This is a genomic window from Phenylobacterium sp., from assembly GCF_965229015.1.
Taxonomy (GTDB): domain Bacteria; phylum Pseudomonadota; class Alphaproteobacteria; order Caulobacterales; family Caulobacteraceae; genus Phenylobacterium.
Genome location: NZ_CBDDIM010000001.1, coordinates 359,032 through 375,855 on the forward strand (window position 1 = coordinate 359,032; position 16,824 = coordinate 375,855).

Sequence of the window (16,824 nt, forward strand, 5' to 3'; positions counted from 1 at the left end):
GCTAGCGGCTTAGTCCAGTGGCGCAGAGCCGACTCTCACCTCTTACCGAGTCGGGCCCGCTTGGGGCGGACCGCAGGTCCGGCGGGCGAGCGTGCGCGGGGCGTAGGCTTACGCATCGCGCGCGCCGAGGGGAGGGGCCAGTCTGAGTTTGTCGCTGTCTAGGGCAGGATAGCCTTCGCGGCGGCGGATCACTACGTGGAGCGGCCCAGTGGCCAATCTCAGTCTTCGGGTGCCCGACGATTTGCTGGCCCGGTTCGATGCCGCCGCCGGAGGGCAGGGCGGTCGTGCGCCGACCTTGCGCCGCCTAATGGATCAGGCCGCGGCCGGGCCTCCGGCGGTAGGCGAAAGGCTTCCAGCGCGCCCCCTCAAGCTGACGGTCCGCCTTACCGCTCACGACGGCGACGGTCTGGCGCGGGAGGCTTCCGGCATGGGCCTGACCCCGAACGCGTGGGTGGCCGCGCTCATCCGCCACCGCCTTCACGGCAAGCCGACCTTTGGGCGCGACGAGACCGTTGCCCTGCTCGCCATCCAGGGCGAGGTCCGGCGGATCGGCGTGAACGTGAACCAGATCGCTCGGGCCCTGAACACCGCCATCATGGAGGGCAAGGTTCTGGACTTGGAGATCGCCTATCTCGACGCCCTGCGCACAGAATTACGTGCGCACATATTCACACTGCGCGAGGCGTTCGAGGGCAATCTCGCCTACTGGGCCGTCGAGCCGTGACCGACTTTCAAATGGTCCAGGGTTTCGAGGACGTCTGGCGTCCACCAGTGCGGCAGCGGATCGTGCGGCCCCGCACCGTATTGCGGCCCTCGCCAGGCTCCGGCGGTGGCGCACGTGCGCGTCTGGAGCGGATCGCCGCCCGCGCGCCTGAAGTGATGGTCAAGGTGACCGGACGCACGCGGGACGGCGCGCATCTTCGTGCGCACCTCGAATACATCTCGCGCAACGGCCAGCTGGAGTTGGAAGGCGCCGACGGTGCGCTGATCGCGTGCCGTGGCGACCTAGCGGACCTCGCCGACGATTGGAGCGCCGCCGCCCGGGCTGACCCGTCCCGCCGCAAAGACTCGCCGCTCAGCCATTCGGTCATCCTATCGATGCCGGCTGGTACGAACGAGATCGCGGTGCGGGACGCCGCCCGCTCTTTTGCGGCGGACATGTTCGCAGGGCGGCATGACTATGTGTTCACGCTGCATACCGACACGCCACGTCCACATGTTCACCTGTCCGTATGTTCGCGTGGCCACACGGGTGAGCGGCTGAATCCCAAGAAGGCCGACCTGGAACTCTGGCGCCAGACGTTCGCCCAGGCGCTGCGTGATCGGGGCGTAGAGGCTGAAGCGACGCCGAGGCGAGCGCGGGGCGTGACCCGCAAGGCGGAGCGAACGCCGCTGCGGAAGATCCGTGATCGGGAGGAGGCCGGGCAGGGGCCGATGGGGCGGGTCCGCCGGACGGCCTATCGCGAGGCGGCGGGGGCGGCCTTTCAGGGGCAGACCGAGCGGACGGCCTGGGAGCAAGGGATTGTCGTCCGACAACAGGCCGTCCGCGACCTCTACCTCACGCAGGCCCAACTGCTCGGCCGATCAACCGATCCGGCGGATCGCACCCTGGGGGCGAAAGTGGAAGCATTCGTTCGGAGCATGCCCCAGCCCGATACCCAGCGCTTGGCCCTGGCGCGGGAACTTCGAGCGGCGAACGAAGCGATGCGCCGTCGCCATCTTGGCGACGGTAAGGAGCGTTTGCGATAATCTATGGGTGATTGAAGGCGCGGATAAAAATAACCTATAGATTATGGAGCGTTTGGATTTTGATCATCTATAGATTATAAATATTCTCGCATTTGATAATGCAGAGGTTATTATGCCTGCCACGGATAGAGCGGCCCGCGCGCTTGATATGCGGCTCACGCTGGTGCGGAACTGGTCGGTCGCAAGGCCGCCTCGCGGCTGGCTACGCGCCATTCGCGATGCGCTTGGCCTGACGACAAAACAGTTCGCCAAGCGCCTAGGCGTCAGCCAGCCGCGAGTGGTGGCCCTGGAAAAGGGCGAGGTGGATGAGACCGTCACCCTCGCGAGCTTGCGCCGCGCCGCCGAGGCGCTGGATTGCCAGTTGGTCTACGTCATGGTGCCCAACCGCCCGCTCGTCGACCTACTTCGGGAGCGGGCGGAGGCCAAGGCGGACGAGCAACTTGAGGGCGTTGGCCACACCATGCGCCTGGAGAACCAAGCCCTCACGGCTGGCGACCAGCGGCGACAGCGCGAAGTGCTGATCGACCAATTGCTGCGCGGGAACCTCAGCCGCCTTTGGGACGAGCCCGCGTGACCGACCCGCTGTTCGAAGCAGACGACGAGGCCAACACGCCGCTTACGCCGGAGGGACGGCAGGGTCTGATCCCGACCTACATCACCACGCGAGCCGAGCTGAACGAGGCCGAGCAGGAGAATATCGCCGAGGCCGATCGGTGGGCGTTTTCCCGCAAGCGCGGCGACGTGGTCGATGTCGATTTCCTGATGGCCCTGCATCGCCGCATGCTGCGGCAGGTCTGGCGATGGGCCGGCGCCCAGCGGACCACCGAGCTCAACATCGGCGTTCCGTCGCACCGCATCGCGGTCGATCTCCACACTCTTGTGGGTGACGTCCGCTACTGGATCGACCATCAGACCTTCGCGCCTGACGAAATCGCGGTGCGCTTCCACCACCGCCTCGTCTCCATTCATCCCTTCCCGAACGGCAACGGGCGCCACGCACGCCTGGCCGCCGACCTGGTGATCAAGCAACTCGGCGGGCAGCGGTTCAGCTGGGGTCGGGCGAATCTGGTGGAAGCCGCCCAGACCCGTAGGGACTATGTCCGGGCGTTGCAGGCCGCCGACGCTCACGACATCGCGCCCCTCCTGGCGTTCGCCCGCAGCTAGCGCCTCCCGCCCTCGACGACGGGTAGACTTACGCCCTTCCCGCCACGCCTACGCCTGGATAGGTGAGTCGCATGCCGTCCTCGCTTCGCGCGGTTGCGGAACCTGATCGGACAGCTAGGAGGATTTGCGATGTTTGAAGGCGCTCCCATGCCGCCCCGACTGCTCCGGACCTCAGAAGCAGGGCGTTTCCTCGGCCTGTCGGGCCGCACGCTCGAGAAGCATCGAACTTATGGGACTGGCCCGACCTACCGGAAGATTGGCGGGCGGGTGGTCTACGCCATCGACGATCTGCAGAGCTGGGCGGATCGGGGGGCCAAGAACTCAACTTCGGATCCTGGCCAGGGCCGCGTCCTACCGGCCCGTCCTCAGGAGTCGCGCGCCTTCGGATGATTGCTCACCGCTCGCCGAAGGGGTGTTTGCCGTATTTGCGCATCAGGTCGTCAAAGGCCTCACCCATCAGGGCCTGCAGGCTCGTTCCCTGCTCAAGTGCCAGCAGGTGCAATCCGCGGCTCATCTCCGGACTGAAGTAGCCGCTCACCGCCTTCTTCCCGATCCTGGCCGGCGCCTTGGCCGACGCCGGCGGCGCGTCTGAGGCGCCGGGAGACGGCGCCGCGGCCTGCGCTGGTTTGGCTTTCTCTGACTTGATGGCAGCGAACCGGCTCATCCGGCAGGCGCCAGCGTGTGAACAGGTTCACGTGCGGACATGCTCAGCTGTCCGCGTGTCCAGCTCCAAAGCGCCCTGATCTCGCCGGCTGCCTTGCCGCCCTGATCGAAGTCTTCGGCGGTTCGGCCCTGTGCCGTGCTGTGGTGGAAGGCGGCGCGCTCCGGCAACATGACCGGGGCGAGCTGGAGGCCGAAGGAGCCTTCGATCACCTCAGCGGCCTCCTTGTAGATCAGCGGGGCTTTGGGCGGCCCAGCCATCAACACCACGAAGGCAGGCTTACCGCTGGCCTTCACCAACTCGGCGGTCGCCTCGATCGCGGCGAGGTCGAACGCCTTGGGCCGGCAGGGGATCAGGATCAGGTCGGCGAGACGTGCGGCCTGCCGCGCCATGGCGTCGGCATGTGGCGGGGTGTCGATCACCGCCAACTCCGCGCCCAACTCAGCCGCCTTGCTCAGCTTGCCGGCCAGCAGCGAAGGCGCCCCGCAATCGATGATCTCCGGGTCAATCCCGCCGCGCCATTCGCTCCACCGGCTGGCGGTCGCCTGCGGGTCGGTGTCCACGACGAGGGTGACGATCTCGCCGGCCGCCGCTGCGGCCAGATGGATGGCGAGGGTGGTTTTCCCGGCGCCGCCCTTCTGGCTGATGATCGCGATTGTCCGCATGTGGACCTCCTGACAGGAGGGCATGTGAACAGGCGATCAGGCTGGCGCCAGGGCTGGCGACGCGACGTCGTAGGATGTCGTAGATCCGGCTACAAAAGGGACGTTCGGTGCGTCCGGCACTGGCGTGAGGGGAACTCCACAGCTTGGCTTAGAGCATAGCTGTTGTGGGAGGGAGAATGGGATGAAGCCCTGGTTGCTGGCGTTTGTTGGGGCGGCGATCGCCGAAATAGCGGGCTGCTACTCCTTCTGGGCGTGGTTGAAACTGGGCAAGTCGCCTCTCTGGCTCATTCCCGGCATGCTCTCGCTGGCCCTGTTCGCCTACCTGCTCACGCTCATCGACGCTGAAAATGCGGGACGCAGCTACGCTACCTACGGCGGCATTTACATTGCTGCCGCCATAGCTTGGCTTTGGCTCGCCGAAGGTGTTCGGCCTGATCGATGGGACTTGATTGGCGCGGCAGTCTGCCTGCTTGGGGCCGCAGTTATCCTTTTCGGCCCGCGAGGCGCCGTGTCTGGGACTTGAAACAACGCCCGCGCTGGCGGCCGCTGACGCGGATCAAGCGGCGGCCTTCTTGTCCGCGATTGCATGCAGCGCTTCCGGACGAAGGTGCGTGTACCGCCGCAGCATCTTCCAATCCTTGTGACCGGTGACCAGCGCGACCTGCTGGATTTCGAATCCCGCCTCGAAGAGCCTGCTCGTGCCCTCATGGCGCAGATCGTGGAAATGAAGGTCCTCGATCTTAAGGTCCTGGCAGGCGCGCGTGAACGCCGTGCCTGCCGACTTGTGGGCATACGGAAAGATGCGGTCATCCTCGTTGCCGCGGATCGCTCGCTGCTCCTCGATCAGGGCCAGCGCATCGAATCCGGACACCGAGAGGAGAGGAATGCGCTGATCGTTGCCCTTCTTCTCGCGTGGGTCCTTGCGGTCGCGGATCGTCAGCATCTTGGTGCGCTCGTTGAGGTCGCTCCAGGTGACCCGGCAAATCTCCTCCTGGCGCATCGCCGTGGCGACCGCGAACTTGATGATGCGGCTCATGGGGATGATCTGACGGGGATTGCCGTCGAAGTGAGCGCAGAGCTTTTCGAGTTCCTCGTCCGTGGGGCGCCGATCACGCTCCTTGCCTTTGCCGACCAGGCCTAGGCGCTTGAGGGCGATCCGGGCCAGATCGACCGGCTCGACGCGCACGGGAAGGCCGTGGACGGCCGCCGCGTGGGAGAGGATCAGCTTGATCATGCCGATATCGATGCTGAGGGTCATCGGCCCGGCTCCCTCGGCCGCCCGTTCGAGGCCGAAGCTCAGGAGCCGTTCGCGATCCAGTTCCACCATGTTCCGGGAGCCGAGCCGGCGCTTCAACATCGCGAGCGTGGCGTCCTTCGAACGCCCGGGCGGTTTGCCGACGTCCGTCATGTCGGCGATGTGCAGATCGATCAGGTCACCGAACGACTGTAGCTTGCCGACCTTGGAAAGCGTCGGGGTTTCGCCGCGGTCGATTTGCCGCTCTGCGTCGAGGCCCCATTTCTTGGCGTCGTCGTAGCGGACGAACGTCTCGCTGACGGTTCGTCCCTTGCGGCGGACCTGGACCCGCCAGGTTCCAGATTCTTGTTTTCGGATCGATGCCATTTGGGGTGCAAATCCGGTGCAGTGAGATGTCGAAACGTGGCGAAAAGGGTCGAAAAATAGCGTAGGAAGGCGGACGCCGGTCAGCGCCGAACGACTTGATTTGTATGGGAAAAGTGACGCAATTTCAAGCACATAGATTGTCCATTGCACCCATGATGGACTGGACCGACCGGCACTGCCGGGCGTTCCACCGGGTGCTGACGCGGGAAGCCTTGCTCTATACCGAGATGGTGACCACCGGGGCGGTGCTGCATGGCGACCGCGAGCGGCTGCTGGGGTTCGATGACGTCGAGCATCCCGTCGCCCTGCAGCTGGGGGGCTCGGAGCCCGCCGACCTGGCGGCGGCGGCGCGCATCGGCGCCGACCTCGGCTATGACGAGATCAATCTCAATGTCGGCTGCCCCTCGGACCGCGTGCAGAGCGGCCGGTTCGGCGCCTGCCTGATGCGCGAGCCGGAACTGGTGGCGCAGGGCATGGCGGCCATCGGCGCGGCGGTCTCGATCCCCGCCACCGTGAAGTGCCGCATCGGGGTGGACGACCAGGACCCGGAGGAGAGCCTCTTCACCCTGGTGGACCTCTGCGCCCAGGCCGGTGTGACCACCTTCATCGTCCACGCCCGCAAGGCCTGGCTGAAGGGCCTGTCGCCCAAGGAGAACCGCGACGTGCCGCCCCTGGACTACGGCCTGGTCCACCGGCTCAAGCGGGAGCGGCCGGACCTGACCATCGAGATCAACGGCGGGATCGGCTCCCTGGACGAGGCCGAGGCGCAATTGGCCCATACCGACGGGGTGATGCTGGGCCGGGCGGCCTATCACACGCCCGGCATCCTGGGGCAGGCCGACCGGAGGATCTTCGGGGCGGCGGCGGACGTCGACCCCTTCGAGGCGGTCGAGCTCTACAAGCCCTATATCGCCGGCCAGCTGGCCCGCGGCGTCCACCTAGCGGCGATCACCCGGCACATGCTGGGGCTGTTCCACGGCGCGCCGGGGGCGCGGACCTGGCGGCGGATCCTGACCGTGGAAAGCGTGAAGCCAGGCGCGGACCTCAGTGTGGTCGATGCGGCCCTGGCGGCCGTATCAGGGCTGAAGGATCAGCGCGGTGCGGGTCGCCTGGAAGCTGGAGAGGCGGCCTAGATAGGTCATGCCAAGCAGGGAGGCGTCGAGCCCCTTGTCCAGGACCAGCGCATCGACATCGGCCAGCTTGGCGCCGGCCACCGAGACCGAGGCCAGCTTGACGGCGGCGGCCTTGGCCTCGCCGTTGGCGGTCATCACCTTGTAGGCGTAGTTCAGCTTGTCGGGGTCGAAACCCAGGCGCTGGGCGTCGGCGGGGGTGAGCGCCACGGCGCTGGCGCCGGTGTCCACCAGGAAGCGGACGCTGGAGCCGTTGACGTCGGCCTGGGCCCAGTAGTGGCCGTCGCTGGCCTTGGCGATGGAGGCCGCGCCGCCCACGGCGGGCGCCGGTTGCGGTTGTGGATTGAACGAAGCGACCGCGGCGCGCAGGCCGTCGGAACGGGTCGTGGGGTCGAGACTGACCACCGCCTGGGCCGCGCCCACGGCCGACACCGCGCCGATCAGGGCCATGGCGGCCAACTTGATCATACCAGACACCCTCGCCACCCGGCGTTCGCGACCGTTCCCGGCCCTGTTGAACGGGCAGGTTACAAGGGCGGGTGTTTGCAACCGGTGAATCCGGACGCTTAATTCCGCCTTGGGCTAGCTGAAGATGGCCAGCTTCTCGGGGCGGATTCGTGACCGTCGCGTCGGCAATTCGGCCATGATCCGCGCGCGGTCCTCGTCGCTGAGCTTCTGCCAGGCGGCGACCTCGGTCAGCTCGCGGTAGCAGCCCATGCACAGGCCGGTCTCGCCGTCGATGACGCAGACCTTGATGCAGGGGGTCTTGATCGGGGCGGGGGGGCGGAGGGGCGTGTCGCTCATGAGGGGATAGCGTAGGTCACCGTGGCCTGGGCCGCCAGCCGCTCTTCGCTCTCGGTCCATAGGCGCACGTCGCAGACGGCGATGCGGCGGCCAAGCCGCAGGAAGCTGGCCTCGGCGTGCAGGTCGCCGGGGACCGCGCCGCGCAGGAAGTTCATCAGCAGCGAACTGGTCACCGCCATCAGCTGGTCGCCGATATGGGCGAGGATCAGGGCGTAGGCGGCGGTGTCGGCCAAGCTCATCAGGTTGGGCCCGGCGATCACCCCGCCGGGGCGCAGCATGCCGGGGCCGTAGGGCCGTACGATGTGGGCGCGGCCGGGCGCCAGATCGGTCACCTGGGGCAGGGCCTGGGGCGAGGCCTCGGGAAAGGCGCGCGCCATCAGGGCGTTCACGCCGGCGACGTCGAGCTTGAGGTCGGGCTGGGCCATATCCATGTTCTGCCGAAGGCCGCGTAACATTACAAGATATTTATGTTACATAAGTAACGACGTTCGTCGATTAAGAATCCGTAATCTATCAATACTCAATGTTGCTGCGAATTCATTTGAAGCGTCACCGCCCCGAGAGCAGTTTCCCACCATCTTAGTTCGAGGGAAAAACACCATGCGTCTCGCCACTCTCACGCTCGCCGCCGTCACCCTGATGACCGCCGGCTCCGCCCTGGCCGCCGGTTCGGTGACCGATGTCGACTATCTGAAGGCCAGCCGCTGCCGCGGCATCGCCGGCGTCACCGCGCCCGACACCACCGACCTCGACGCCTGGCTGAAGGCCGCCAGCAAGACCCGCGACTCCTCGGTCCTGGCCAAGGGCGCCAACACCCAGGACGCCGCCCGCCGCGAGGCCAAGACCACCAACCCCGAACGCAAGGCCCGCCTGGCCGCCGAGCTGAGCGGCCCCTGCCAAGCCTTCAAGGGCTAATCCCGACCCCACCGGTCCTTGATGTTGGAGCGCGTCCGGCCCCCCAGTCCGGGCGCGCTTTCTTTTTTGCGGCCCGCGCGCGGTGGGCCTTGCGCGGACTCGACGGGAACCCGACCAAGGCGCAGGCTTTCTTGCAGCGTGCCGCGTAGTGGGGTTTCGAACGGGCGATGAGCGTACTGATCCCCGACGACACGGTGTGGCGCGTCGCGCGCGCCAACCGCGCGGCCTTCCTGGTGGATACTGAGGCCTACTACGCCGCGGTGTTCGAGGCGTTGCGCAAGGCCAAGCGCTCGGTCCTGCTGCTGGGCTGGGGCTTCGATCCGCGCACCCGGCTGTTCCCCGACGGCCAGGAGACCCCCGACGACCCCGACGAGGCCGGCCGCATCCTGGTGGAGCTGTCGCGCGCCCGTCCCGATCTCGACATCCGCCTGCTGATCTGGAAGTCGGCCCTGCCGATCGCCGCCAGCCAGGAGTTCTTCCCCCACAAGGCCCGCAAGTGGTTCGAGGGCACCGGGGTGCATTTCCGCCTGGACGACTCCGTCCCGCTTGGCGCCTGCCATCACCAGAAGCTGCTGGTGGTGGACGACAAGCTGGCGATCTGCGCCAGCGGCGACATCTGCGTCGACCGCTGGGACACGCCGGGCCACCGCGATCACGAACCTCGCCGGATCATGCCCGACCAGGAGTGCCACGCGCCGCGTCACGAGGTGATGCTGATGGTGGACGGGCCGGTGGCCCGGGACCTGGGGGACCTGGCGCGGGAACGCTGGCTGCGGGCCACCAAGCAGGCCCTGTCGCCGCCGGCCGAGGTGGAGGGCGATCCCTGGCCCGCCCACGTCCCGGCCCACATCCTGGACATGGAGGTCGGTATCGCGCGGACCCTGCCCAACTGGCGTCACGCCCCGCCGGTGGAGGAGATCCGCCACCTGACCCAGGTCTCCATCGCCTCGGCGCGGGACATCATCTACCTGGAGAACCAGTACTTCACCTCGCCCCTGATCGCCGAGGCCCTGGCCGCGCGCCTGGCCGAGCCGGACGGGCCGGAGATCGTGCTGGTCTCCACCGGGGCGAGCCCCAGCTGGTTCGACCAACTGACCATGGACCGCGCCCGGTCCAACATGCTGTGGCGCCTGCGGTCGGCCGACGTGTTCGGCCGCTTCCGGGCCTATTATCCGGTGACCCCGGCCGGGACCAAGATCATCGTCCACTCCAAGACCACGGTGATCGACGACACCCTGGCCCGGGTCGGCTCGGCCAACCTGAACAACCGCTCCGGGGGGTTCGACACCGAGCTGGAGCTGGCCATCGAGGCCACCACCGACCGGGCCCGGCTGAACATCGCGGCCTTCCGCGACCGCGCCATCGGCCACTTCCTGGGCTATACGGGAGACGCGGTGGGCAAGGCGCGCCAGGAGCGCGGCGGCTTTATCTCCGCCATCGACGCCCTGAACCGCGAGGGGCGGCTGTCGCCGATCCTGCCCATGAAGATGACCAAGTTCGGCGAGTTCATCGCCGCCTATCACCTGGGCGACCCGGTCAATGTCAGCGACTCCTGGCGGCCGGGACGGCGGCGCGAGCGCCTCTACGCCGAGGCCCGGTCGCTCGGGCAGCGGGGCCTGTTCACCGCGGGGGGGCAGCCTCCGCCGCCGGCGAAACCTCGAAGTCCATGACCAGGGGCAGGTGATCGGACGCCGCCCGGGTCAGGGGGTTGAACGGGGCGAAGACGTCGGTCACCCGGATCTGCGGGCTGACGAACAGATGGTCGATCCGCAGCACCGGCAGGGCCGAGGGGAAGGTCGCCGTCGGCGACTTGCGCGGCGACAGCGGGCGCACCGGGGCGAGCTTGGCCGTCAGGGTGCGATAGACCACCGAGGTCGCGGTGGCGTTGAAGTCCCCCAGCAGGACCACAGGTCCCTTGCAGAGGGGGTGGCTCAGCCAGGCGGGTCCGGCGATGCAGGTGGCCTGGAGCTGCTGTTCCCGGGGCACCAGGCCCAGGTGGGTGTTAATGATCTGCACCGGGGCGCCGTCGATCTCCACCTGGATCCACAGGGCGCCGCGGGGCTCCAGCTGCGGGATGCGGCCATAACCGGGCAGGGGCCCGACCTGGACCAGATGCTCGGGATAGGTGGTGAGGATGGCGTCGCCGTAGAGCTCCTCCTCCACCTGCATGGCGGCGTGGAAGTGGAAGGCCATGTCCAGGCGCTGGGCGATCTCGTGGGCCTGGTCCACATTGTTGGTGCGCAGGCGGCCGACGTCGAGTTCTTGCAGGGCCACGATGTCGGGCTTCAGGCTGGCGATGACGTCGGCGATCCGGCCCACATCGAGTCGGCGGTCGGCGCCGACGCAGCGGTGGACGTTGTAGGTGAGGATTCGCGGCATGGCCCAGGGATGCGCGCCTCGCGCGGCCGAGGCAAGATGAGCAACGGTTGGGGCGCGGCGATGGTTCTCGTCGCGGACCGCCAATCGCCCGGAGACCGCCGATGATCTGGATCGCCCTGGCCGTCGCCCTGAGCGCTTCCCCCGGCGTGGCCGAGCGCCAGGGCCTGGCGGTGGTGCGCTGTCAGGTGAGCGCGACCGGCGCCCTGCGCGCCTGCGTGGTGGTCTCCGAAACCCCCGCCGGCGCCAATGTCGGCGCCTTCGCCCTCAAGCTGGTGAAGGCCTATCACGTCCAGCCCCACGACCGCCGGGTGAAGAACGGCGCCATCGTCATCCAGATGAAGTTCAAGCTGCCTTGACGCGGGGCGGCCTGCGCCCGGAGATTGGACCCATGCAACCCACCGCCGACTTCATCCGTGGCCTGCCCAAGGCCGAGCTTCACCTGCACATCGAGGGCAGCCTCGAGCCCGAGCAGATGTTCGAGTTCGCCCGCCGCAATCGAATCGACCTGCCGTTCAAGAGCGTCGAGGCGGTCCGGGCCGCCTACGCCTTCTCCAACCTGCAGGACTTCCTGGACATCTATTACCAGGGGGCCGGGGTGCTTCAGACCGAGGAGGACTTCCGCGACCTGGCGCTGGCCTATTTCCGCCGGCTGGCCGCCGATGGCGGGGTCCATGCCGAGATCTTCTTCGATCCCCAGACCCATACCGACCGGGGTATCCCCTTCGCCGTGGCCGCCGAGGGGCTGCTGGCGGGCATGGCCCAGGCCCAGGCTGAGCTGGGAGTCACCTCCAAGCTGATCCTCAGCTACCTGCGGCACCTGTCGGAGGAGGCCGCCTTCGAGACCCTGAAACAGGCCGAGCCCTATCTGGACCGCATGGTGGGGGTGGGGCTGGATTCCTCGGAGCTGGGGCATCCGCCCAGCAAGTTCGCCAAGGTCTTCAAGGCCTCCCGCGAGCGGGGGCTGAAGCTGTCGGCCCACGCGGGCGAGGAGGGGCCGCCGGAATATGTCTGGGAGGCGCTGGAGGGCCTGGCCGTCGACCGCATCGACCATGGCAACCGCTCCCTGGAGGATCCGGTCCTGGTCAAGCGCCTGGTGGCCGACGGCATGACGCTCACCGTCTGCCCGCTGTCGAACCTGAAACTCTGCGTCGTCGACGACCTGAGGAACCACCCCCTGAAGCGCATGCTGGACCTGGGGCTGAAGGCGACCATCAATTCCGACGACCCAGCCTATTTCGGTGGCTATCTGGCCCAGAACTGGATCGACACGACCGAGGCCCTGGGGCTCACCCGCGACGAGCTGGCGACGCTGGCCCGCAACAGCTTCACGGGGTCGTTCCTTGCGCCGGCCGAAATCGCGGCCAGGGTGGCGGAAGTGGACGCCTACGTGGCCGCGAACTGATGTCGTCCTAGGGTTTTCATTGACGCTGACGTCAACGTCATCTTCCCAAGGCGGGGGCGTTTGCGTATGGTCCGGCCGCACGCAATACGCTGTAAGCGGAAGCGCCAGGGAGCCTAGTGATGAACCTCGATTTCTCGCCCGAAGACAACGCGTTCCGTGAGGAGGCTCGCGCCTTCATCGCCGACAACTATCCCAAGGCGCTGCGCGAAAAGCAGGACCGGGGTGAGACCCTGGGCCGTGAGGACTACCTCTCCTGGCACCGCATCCTGGCCAAGAAGGGCTGGTCGACGCCGTCCTGGCCCAAGGAGCTCGGCGGCACCGACTGGACGCCCACCCAGAAGTACATCTGGTCCGAGGAACAGGCCCGCGCCGACACCATCGGCATCCTGCCCTTCGGCGTCGCCATGCTGGCGCCGGTGCTCTACACCTTCGGCACGCCGGAGCAGAAGGCGAAGTTCCTGCCCGACATCCGCGACGGCAAGATCTGGTGGTGCCAGGGCTATTCCGAGCCCGGCGCCGGCTCCGACCTCGCCTCCCTGAAGACCCGCGCCGAGCGGATCACGGGCGACGACGGCAAGGAATACTATCTGGTCAACGGCCAGAAGACGTGGACGACGCTCGGCCAGCACGCCGACTGGGGCTTCTTCCTGGTCCGCACCGATCCCGACGCCAAGCCCCAGGCCGGCATCAGCTTCCTGCTGATCGACATGAAGACCCCGGGCATCACCGTGCGTCCGATCATCACCCTGGAGGGCGGCCACGAGGTCAACGACGTCTTCCTGGATAATGTGAAGGTGCCGGTGGAGAACCGCGTCTTCCACGAGAACCAGGGCTGGACCTGCGCCAAGGCGCTGCTGGCCCACGAACGCTCCGGCATCGCCGGGGTGGCGCGCTCCAAGCGCGGCCTGGAGCGGGTCCGCGAGATGGCCTCGACCGAACTGTCGGACGCCGGCGGCGCCCTGATCGCCGACCCCTTCTTCAAGCGCAAGGTGGCCGAGCTCGAGATCGACCTGACGGCGCTGGAGTTCACCGAACTGCGCACCCTGGCCGGCGAGAGCAGCGGCAAGGGCCCGGGCACGGAAAGCTCGATCCTCAAGATCAAGGGCACCGAAATCCAGCAGCGCCTGCAGGAGCTGGCCCTGGAGGCCGCGGGGCACTACGGCGCGCCGTTCCTGGGGGAGGGCGGCCACAACTCCGGCGTCGGCCCGCTGCATTCCATCGACACCGCCGGCGACTACTTCAACGGTCGCAAGACCTCGATCTATGGCGGCTCCAACGAGATCCAGCGCAACATCATCGCCAAGATGGTGCTGGGCCTCTAACCACCGACGTAAGAACACTGACGGGCCGCCAGGGAGGACACCGGCGGCCCCCTATCCTTGGGGACGAACGATGGACTTCAGCTTCACCGAAGAACAGTCGATGCTGCGCGACACCGTCGCCAGCTACCTGGCCGACAACTACAGCTTCGACCAGCGCCGCGCGGCGCTGAAGACCGAGGCCGGCTGGCGGCCGCAGGTCTGGAAGGCCTTCGCCGACGAACTCGGCATCCTGGGCGCCTCGTTCTCCGAGGACCAGGGCGGCCTGGGCGGCGGGACCACCGACAACATGGTCATCATGGAGGAGCTGGGTAAGGCCCTGGTGGTGGAGCCCTACCTGCCCACCGTGGTGATCGGCGGCGGCTTCCTCAAGCACGGCAAGCCGGCCGGCGCCGACGAGCTGATCGGCAAGATCATCTCGGGCGACGCCATCTTCGCCTTCGCCTATGCCGAGCCCCAGGGCCGCTACACCTGGAGCGACCTGAAGACCACGGCCAAGAAGGACGGCGCGGGCTATGTCATCAACGGCCACAAGGCCGTGGTGATCGGCGCGCCCTACGCCACCCACCTGATCGTCACCGCCCGCACCGGCGGCGGCCAGCGCGAGGCCCAGGGCGTCTCCGTCTTCATCGTGCCCAAGGACGCCAAGGGCGTCACCACGCGGGATTATCCCACCGTGGACGGCTTCCGCGCCTCGGAGGTCTATTTCGAGAATGTGGCCGTGGGCGCCGACGCCATCGTCGGTCCCGAGGGCCAGGCCCTGCCCCTGGTGGAGCAGGTGATCGACGAGGCCATCGCCGCCACCTGCGCCGAGGCCTGCGGTGTCCTGCGCCAGCTGCACGAGGGCACGGTGGAATACGCCCGCCAGCGCAAGCAGTTCGGCCAGCCGATCTCCAGCTTCCAGGTGCTGCAGCACCGCATGGTGGACATGTTCATCCAGCTCGAGCAGTCGATCTCCATGACCTACATGGCCGACATCAGGCTCAGCGAACCGGCCGTCGAGCGCGCCAAGGGCGTGTCGGGCGCCAAGGTGCAGATCGGCAAGGCCTGCAAGTTCGTCGGCCAGAACGCCATCCAGATCCACGGCGGCATGGGCATGACCGACGAGATGGCCATCGGCCACTATTTCAAGCGCGCCACCATGATCGAGAGCGCCTTCGGCTCCACCGACCATCACCTGGCCCGCTACGAGACCCTGTCCCTGGGCAAGGCCGCCTAGGACCCAAGCGCTCCTTCTCCCTTTCCACGGGGGGAGGAGCCGCTCGCGCCGCGGCGCGAATATAGGCCGTATACGAATTATCGAAATCAGAGCCCGCCGGGCGCGATTCCGCGTCAAAGCAGGGCCTTTGACGGTGTGTCTCGAACGCGACACCTCGTCGCGATCTGATGCCATATGTCGGCGTCAGTCTGTGCAGAATCAAATGGTTAGCACGTATTCCGTGGGCTGATTTTATCCGTAGACGGATGTTTTTCTTGCAAGTTTCCGGCGCCGGCGCATCCTCTGTCTCCGACGCGCTGACGACTAGGAGGGTGCAAGCCCCTGGAAGCCGCTTCGCGTCTCTTTCTGGCTCGACCAGCTGGTCAAGGAGACGCCAAATGACCGTGACGAAGATGGACCACGCCCTGCTGTCCTTCGCCTTCCTGGGCAATCTCTCGGCGCCCGCCCGGCGCAACCACGGCAAGCCCCCGCCCGCGCCGCGGGATGCCAAGACGCCCAAGCGCTAGACTTGCGCCGCTCCGTCGCCTTGGCCAAGCTTGGCGCGGACGGGGGAGGACGCCCATGGGCAAGGACGCTCAGGTCCGCGCGAGGTTCGCCGAGGGCGAGGACGCCGGACGCCTGCAATACGAAGCGCCGAAGCTGCTGTTTCGCGGAACCTCCCGCCGTGTGTTCCAGGGCGATGACCTCAAGGGCGTCCGCGCCGAGGCCGGCGACCTGGTCCTGGCCGACGGCTCGCGGTTCGCCCTGGGGGAGAAGGCCGCGGCGAACTGGGCCGACGCCATCCTCAATCCCAAGGGCCGGCTGGACAAGCTGGGGGTGAAGCCCGGCATGAGGGTCGGCGTGCTGAACGTCGCCGACGACGCCCTGGCCGGCGAACTGGCGCAACGAGACGCCGCGCCCGTCAGCGATCTCGCCGATCTCGACCTCCTGTTCTACGCCGCCGACAGCGCCCCCGAGCTGGACCGCGTCCCCGCGCTGATCCCGGCCCTGGCCGAGAGGGGCGCCCTTTGGATCGTCTCGCGCAAGGGCAAGGCCGCGAGCCTCAAGGATGTCGAGGTCATGGCGGCGGCCAAGGCCCACGGCCTGACGGACTCCAAGGTCGTCGGCTTCTCCGACACCCTCACGGCCCTGAAGTTCACGCGGCGTCGGTAGTCGTGTCCGATCTGGTCCTCTATCGCGGCGTCGCCACACGGTCCTTCACGGCCTTGTGGATGCTCGAGGAACTGGGTGTCGCCTACCGCACCGAACTCATCGACCGGCGGCCCGGTGCGGCCCGCCCCGAACCCTATCTGAGGCTCAATCCCACTGGCGAGGTCCCGACCCTGACAGACGGCGAGGCGGTCGTCCGAGAGACACCCGCCATCTGCCTCTATCTCGGCGATCGCCACGGCTACGGGACCCTAGCGCCCAGGATCGAGGATCCGCGCCGGGGCGACTATCTGAGCTGGATGGTGTGGTCGACGGCGGCCCTGGACCCCGCGCGGGCGACGGCCGGGGTCACCCTGCCGCTGAAGCCTGGAGGCTGGGGCGCCGGCTGGCGGCCTCTTCTCGAGGCGATGCGCATTCTAGCCGAAGCCTTGGCGCACGGCCCCTACCTCCTGGGCGAGACCTTCACGGCCGCCGACATCATGGTCGGCGCGACCCTCGCCATGGGGCGACACACCGGGGAAATCCCCGCCGATCCCGTGCTGGACGCCTATGTTCAGCGTCTGGAGGCGCGGCCCGCCAACCAGAGGGCCGGCGCCCTGAATTGGCCGCCGGATCTGTTTCCACCGGCTTGAGCCGACAAACATTGG

23 protein-coding genes are annotated in these 16,824 nt (G+C 67.5%); 16 read left to right on the plus strand and 7 right to left on the minus strand.

Features of this window, described 5'->3' with window-relative positions:
- Window positions 1-208: 208 nt before the first annotated feature.
- From ACO06I_RS01695 to ACO06I_RS01715, 5 genes are all read left to right on the plus strand, one after another.
- Window positions 209-724, plus strand: coding sequence for a MobC family plasmid mobilization relaxosome protein (locus ACO06I_RS01695; protein ID WP_421930897.1), 516 nt, complete (start codon window positions 209-211; stop codon window positions 722-724).
- The gene (locus ACO06I_RS01700; RefSeq protein ID WP_421930898.1) at window positions 721-1,749 is read left to right on the plus strand and encodes a relaxase/mobilization nuclease domain-containing protein; all 1,029 of its coding nucleotides are present in this window, start codon (window positions 721-723) and stop codon (window positions 1,747-1,749) included. Before ACO06I_RS01695 ends, ACO06I_RS01700 begins: the two co-directional genes overlap by 4 nt.
- A gap of 112 nt (window positions 1,750-1,861) precedes the next feature.
- The gene (locus tag ACO06I_RS01705) at window positions 1,862-2,323 is read left to right on the plus strand and encodes a mobile mystery protein A (RefSeq protein WP_421930899.1); all 462 of its coding nucleotides are present in this window, start codon (window positions 1,862-1,864) and stop codon (window positions 2,321-2,323) included.
- Entirely contained in the window at window positions 2,320-2,913 is a 594-nt protein-coding gene (locus ACO06I_RS01710; RefSeq protein ID WP_421930900.1) for a mobile mystery protein B, read from the plus strand. Before ACO06I_RS01705 ends, ACO06I_RS01710 begins: the two co-directional genes overlap by 4 nt.
- 129 nt (window positions 2,914-3,042) lie before the next feature.
- The gene (locus ACO06I_RS01715) at window positions 3,043-3,303 is read left to right on the plus strand and encodes a helix-turn-helix transcriptional regulator (RefSeq protein ID WP_421930901.1); all 261 of its coding nucleotides are present in this window, start codon (window positions 3,043-3,045) and stop codon (window positions 3,301-3,303) included.
- A 4-nt stretch (window positions 3,304-3,307) separates the two neighbouring features.
- Here ACO06I_RS01715 and ACO06I_RS01720 read toward each other — a convergent pair whose 3' ends face one another.
- The gene (locus ACO06I_RS01720) at window positions 3,308-3,577 is read right to left on the minus strand and encodes a ribbon-helix-helix domain-containing protein (protein WP_421930902.1); all 270 of its coding nucleotides are present in this window, start codon (window positions 3,575-3,577) and stop codon (window positions 3,308-3,310) included.
- Entirely contained in the window at window positions 3,574-4,239 is a 666-nt protein-coding gene (locus ACO06I_RS01725; protein WP_421930903.1) for an AAA family ATPase, read from the minus strand. The genes ACO06I_RS01720 and ACO06I_RS01725 overlap by 4 nt, the downstream gene beginning before the upstream one ends.
- A gap of 181 nt (window positions 4,240-4,420) precedes the next feature.
- On the opposite strand from ACO06I_RS01725, the gene ACO06I_RS01730 reads away from it, so the two are divergent.
- Window positions 4,421-4,762 carry a YnfA family protein gene (locus ACO06I_RS01730; protein ID WP_421930904.1) on the plus strand — a complete coding sequence of 114 codons (342 nt, stop codon included), beginning with the start codon at window positions 4,421-4,423 and terminating at the stop codon, window positions 4,760-4,762.
- A 33-nt stretch (window positions 4,763-4,795) separates the two neighbouring features.
- Here ACO06I_RS01730 and ACO06I_RS01735 read toward each other — a convergent pair whose 3' ends face one another.
- The gene (locus ACO06I_RS01735) at window positions 4,796-5,860 is read right to left on the minus strand and encodes an integrase (RefSeq protein ID WP_421930905.1); all 1,065 of its coding nucleotides are present in this window, start codon (window positions 5,858-5,860) and stop codon (window positions 4,796-4,798) included.
- A gap of 104 nt (window positions 5,861-5,964) precedes the next feature.
- On the opposite strand from ACO06I_RS01735, the gene dusA reads away from it, so the two are divergent.
- Window positions 5,965-6,993 (plus strand): tRNA dihydrouridine(20/20a) synthase DusA, encoded by a 1,029-nt coding sequence (gene dusA, locus ACO06I_RS01740; protein WP_421930906.1) that lies wholly within the window; start codon window positions 5,965-5,967, stop codon window positions 6,991-6,993.
- On the opposite strand, the gene ACO06I_RS01745 is transcribed toward dusA, so the two are convergent.
- The 3 genes from ACO06I_RS01745 to ACO06I_RS01755 all read right to left on the minus strand — a co-directional run bounded on the left by ACO06I_RS01745 (window position 6,937) and on the right by ACO06I_RS01755 (window position 8,219).
- The gene (locus tag ACO06I_RS01745) at window positions 6,937-7,458 is read right to left on the minus strand and encodes a TIGR02281 family clan AA aspartic protease (RefSeq protein ID WP_421930907.1); all 522 of its coding nucleotides are present in this window, start codon (window positions 7,456-7,458) and stop codon (window positions 6,937-6,939) included. The two genes, dusA and ACO06I_RS01745, sit on opposite strands and share 57 nt — an antisense overlap.
- Before the next feature lie 114 nt (window positions 7,459-7,572).
- Window positions 7,573-7,794: a DUF1289 domain-containing protein gene (locus tag ACO06I_RS01750; RefSeq protein WP_421930908.1), complete on the minus strand. Its 222-nt coding sequence runs from the start codon at window positions 7,792-7,794 to the stop codon at window positions 7,573-7,575.
- A complete protein-coding gene (locus ACO06I_RS01755; RefSeq protein ID WP_421930909.1) occupies window positions 7,791-8,219 on the minus strand; it encodes a PaaI family thioesterase in 429 nt (142 codons plus the stop codon). Before ACO06I_RS01755 ends, ACO06I_RS01750 begins: the two co-directional genes overlap by 4 nt.
- 175 nt (window positions 8,220-8,394) lie before the next feature.
- Between ACO06I_RS01755 and ACO06I_RS01760 the strand changes: the two genes are divergently transcribed.
- Complete coding sequence (locus ACO06I_RS01760) at window positions 8,395-8,709, plus strand: hypothetical protein (protein WP_421930910.1); 315 nt, start codon at window positions 8,395-8,397, stop codon at window positions 8,707-8,709.
- A gap of 167 nt (window positions 8,710-8,876) precedes the next feature.
- Window positions 8,877-10,379, plus strand: a complete 1,503-nt coding sequence (locus ACO06I_RS01765) for a phospholipase D-like domain-containing protein (protein ID WP_421930911.1) — start codon at window positions 8,877-8,879, stop codon at window positions 10,377-10,379.
- On the opposite strand, the gene ACO06I_RS01770 is transcribed toward ACO06I_RS01765, so the two are convergent.
- Complete coding sequence (locus ACO06I_RS01770; protein ID WP_421930912.1) at window positions 10,330-11,088, minus strand: endonuclease/exonuclease/phosphatase family protein; 759 nt, start codon at window positions 11,086-11,088, stop codon at window positions 10,330-10,332. The two genes, ACO06I_RS01765 and ACO06I_RS01770, sit on opposite strands and share 50 nt — an antisense overlap.
- A 101-nt stretch (window positions 11,089-11,189) precedes the next feature.
- Here ACO06I_RS01770 and ACO06I_RS01775 point away from each other — a divergent pair, with 101 nt between their 5' ends.
- The 7 genes from ACO06I_RS01775 to ACO06I_RS01805 all read left to right on the plus strand — a co-directional run bounded on the left by ACO06I_RS01775 (window position 11,190) and on the right by ACO06I_RS01805 (window position 16,809).
- The gene (locus ACO06I_RS01775) at window positions 11,190-11,444 is read left to right on the plus strand and encodes a hypothetical protein (protein WP_421930913.1); all 255 of its coding nucleotides are present in this window, start codon (window positions 11,190-11,192) and stop codon (window positions 11,442-11,444) included.
- A gap of 32 nt (window positions 11,445-11,476) precedes the next feature.
- On the plus strand, window positions 11,477-12,490 hold the full coding sequence (locus tag ACO06I_RS01780; RefSeq protein WP_421930914.1) for an adenosine deaminase: 1,014 nt from the start codon (window positions 11,477-11,479) through the stop codon (window positions 12,488-12,490).
- A 119-nt stretch (window positions 12,491-12,609) separates the two neighbouring features.
- Window positions 12,610-13,812 carry an acyl-CoA dehydrogenase family protein gene (locus ACO06I_RS01785; protein ID WP_421930915.1) on the plus strand — a complete coding sequence of 401 codons (1,203 nt, stop codon included), beginning with the start codon at window positions 12,610-12,612 and terminating at the stop codon, window positions 13,810-13,812.
- 70 nt (window positions 13,813-13,882) lie between these two features.
- Window positions 13,883-15,028, plus strand: coding sequence for an acyl-CoA dehydrogenase family protein (locus tag ACO06I_RS01790; RefSeq protein ID WP_421930916.1), 1,146 nt, complete (start codon window positions 13,883-13,885; stop codon window positions 15,026-15,028).
- Window positions 15,029-15,405: 377 nt separating this feature from the next.
- Entirely contained in the window at window positions 15,406-15,534 is a 129-nt protein-coding gene (locus tag ACO06I_RS01795) for a hypothetical protein (protein WP_421930917.1), read from the plus strand.
- Between the two features lie 55 nt (window positions 15,535-15,589).
- Window positions 15,590-16,180 carry a DUF3052 domain-containing protein gene (locus ACO06I_RS01800; protein WP_421930918.1) on the plus strand — a complete coding sequence of 197 codons (591 nt, stop codon included), beginning with the start codon at window positions 15,590-15,592 and terminating at the stop codon, window positions 16,178-16,180.
- Window positions 16,181-16,182: 2 nt separating this feature from the next.
- A complete protein-coding gene (locus ACO06I_RS01805) occupies window positions 16,183-16,809 on the plus strand; it encodes a glutathione S-transferase family protein (protein ID WP_421930919.1) in 627 nt (208 codons plus the stop codon).
- Window positions 16,810-16,824 lie beyond the last annotated feature (15 nt).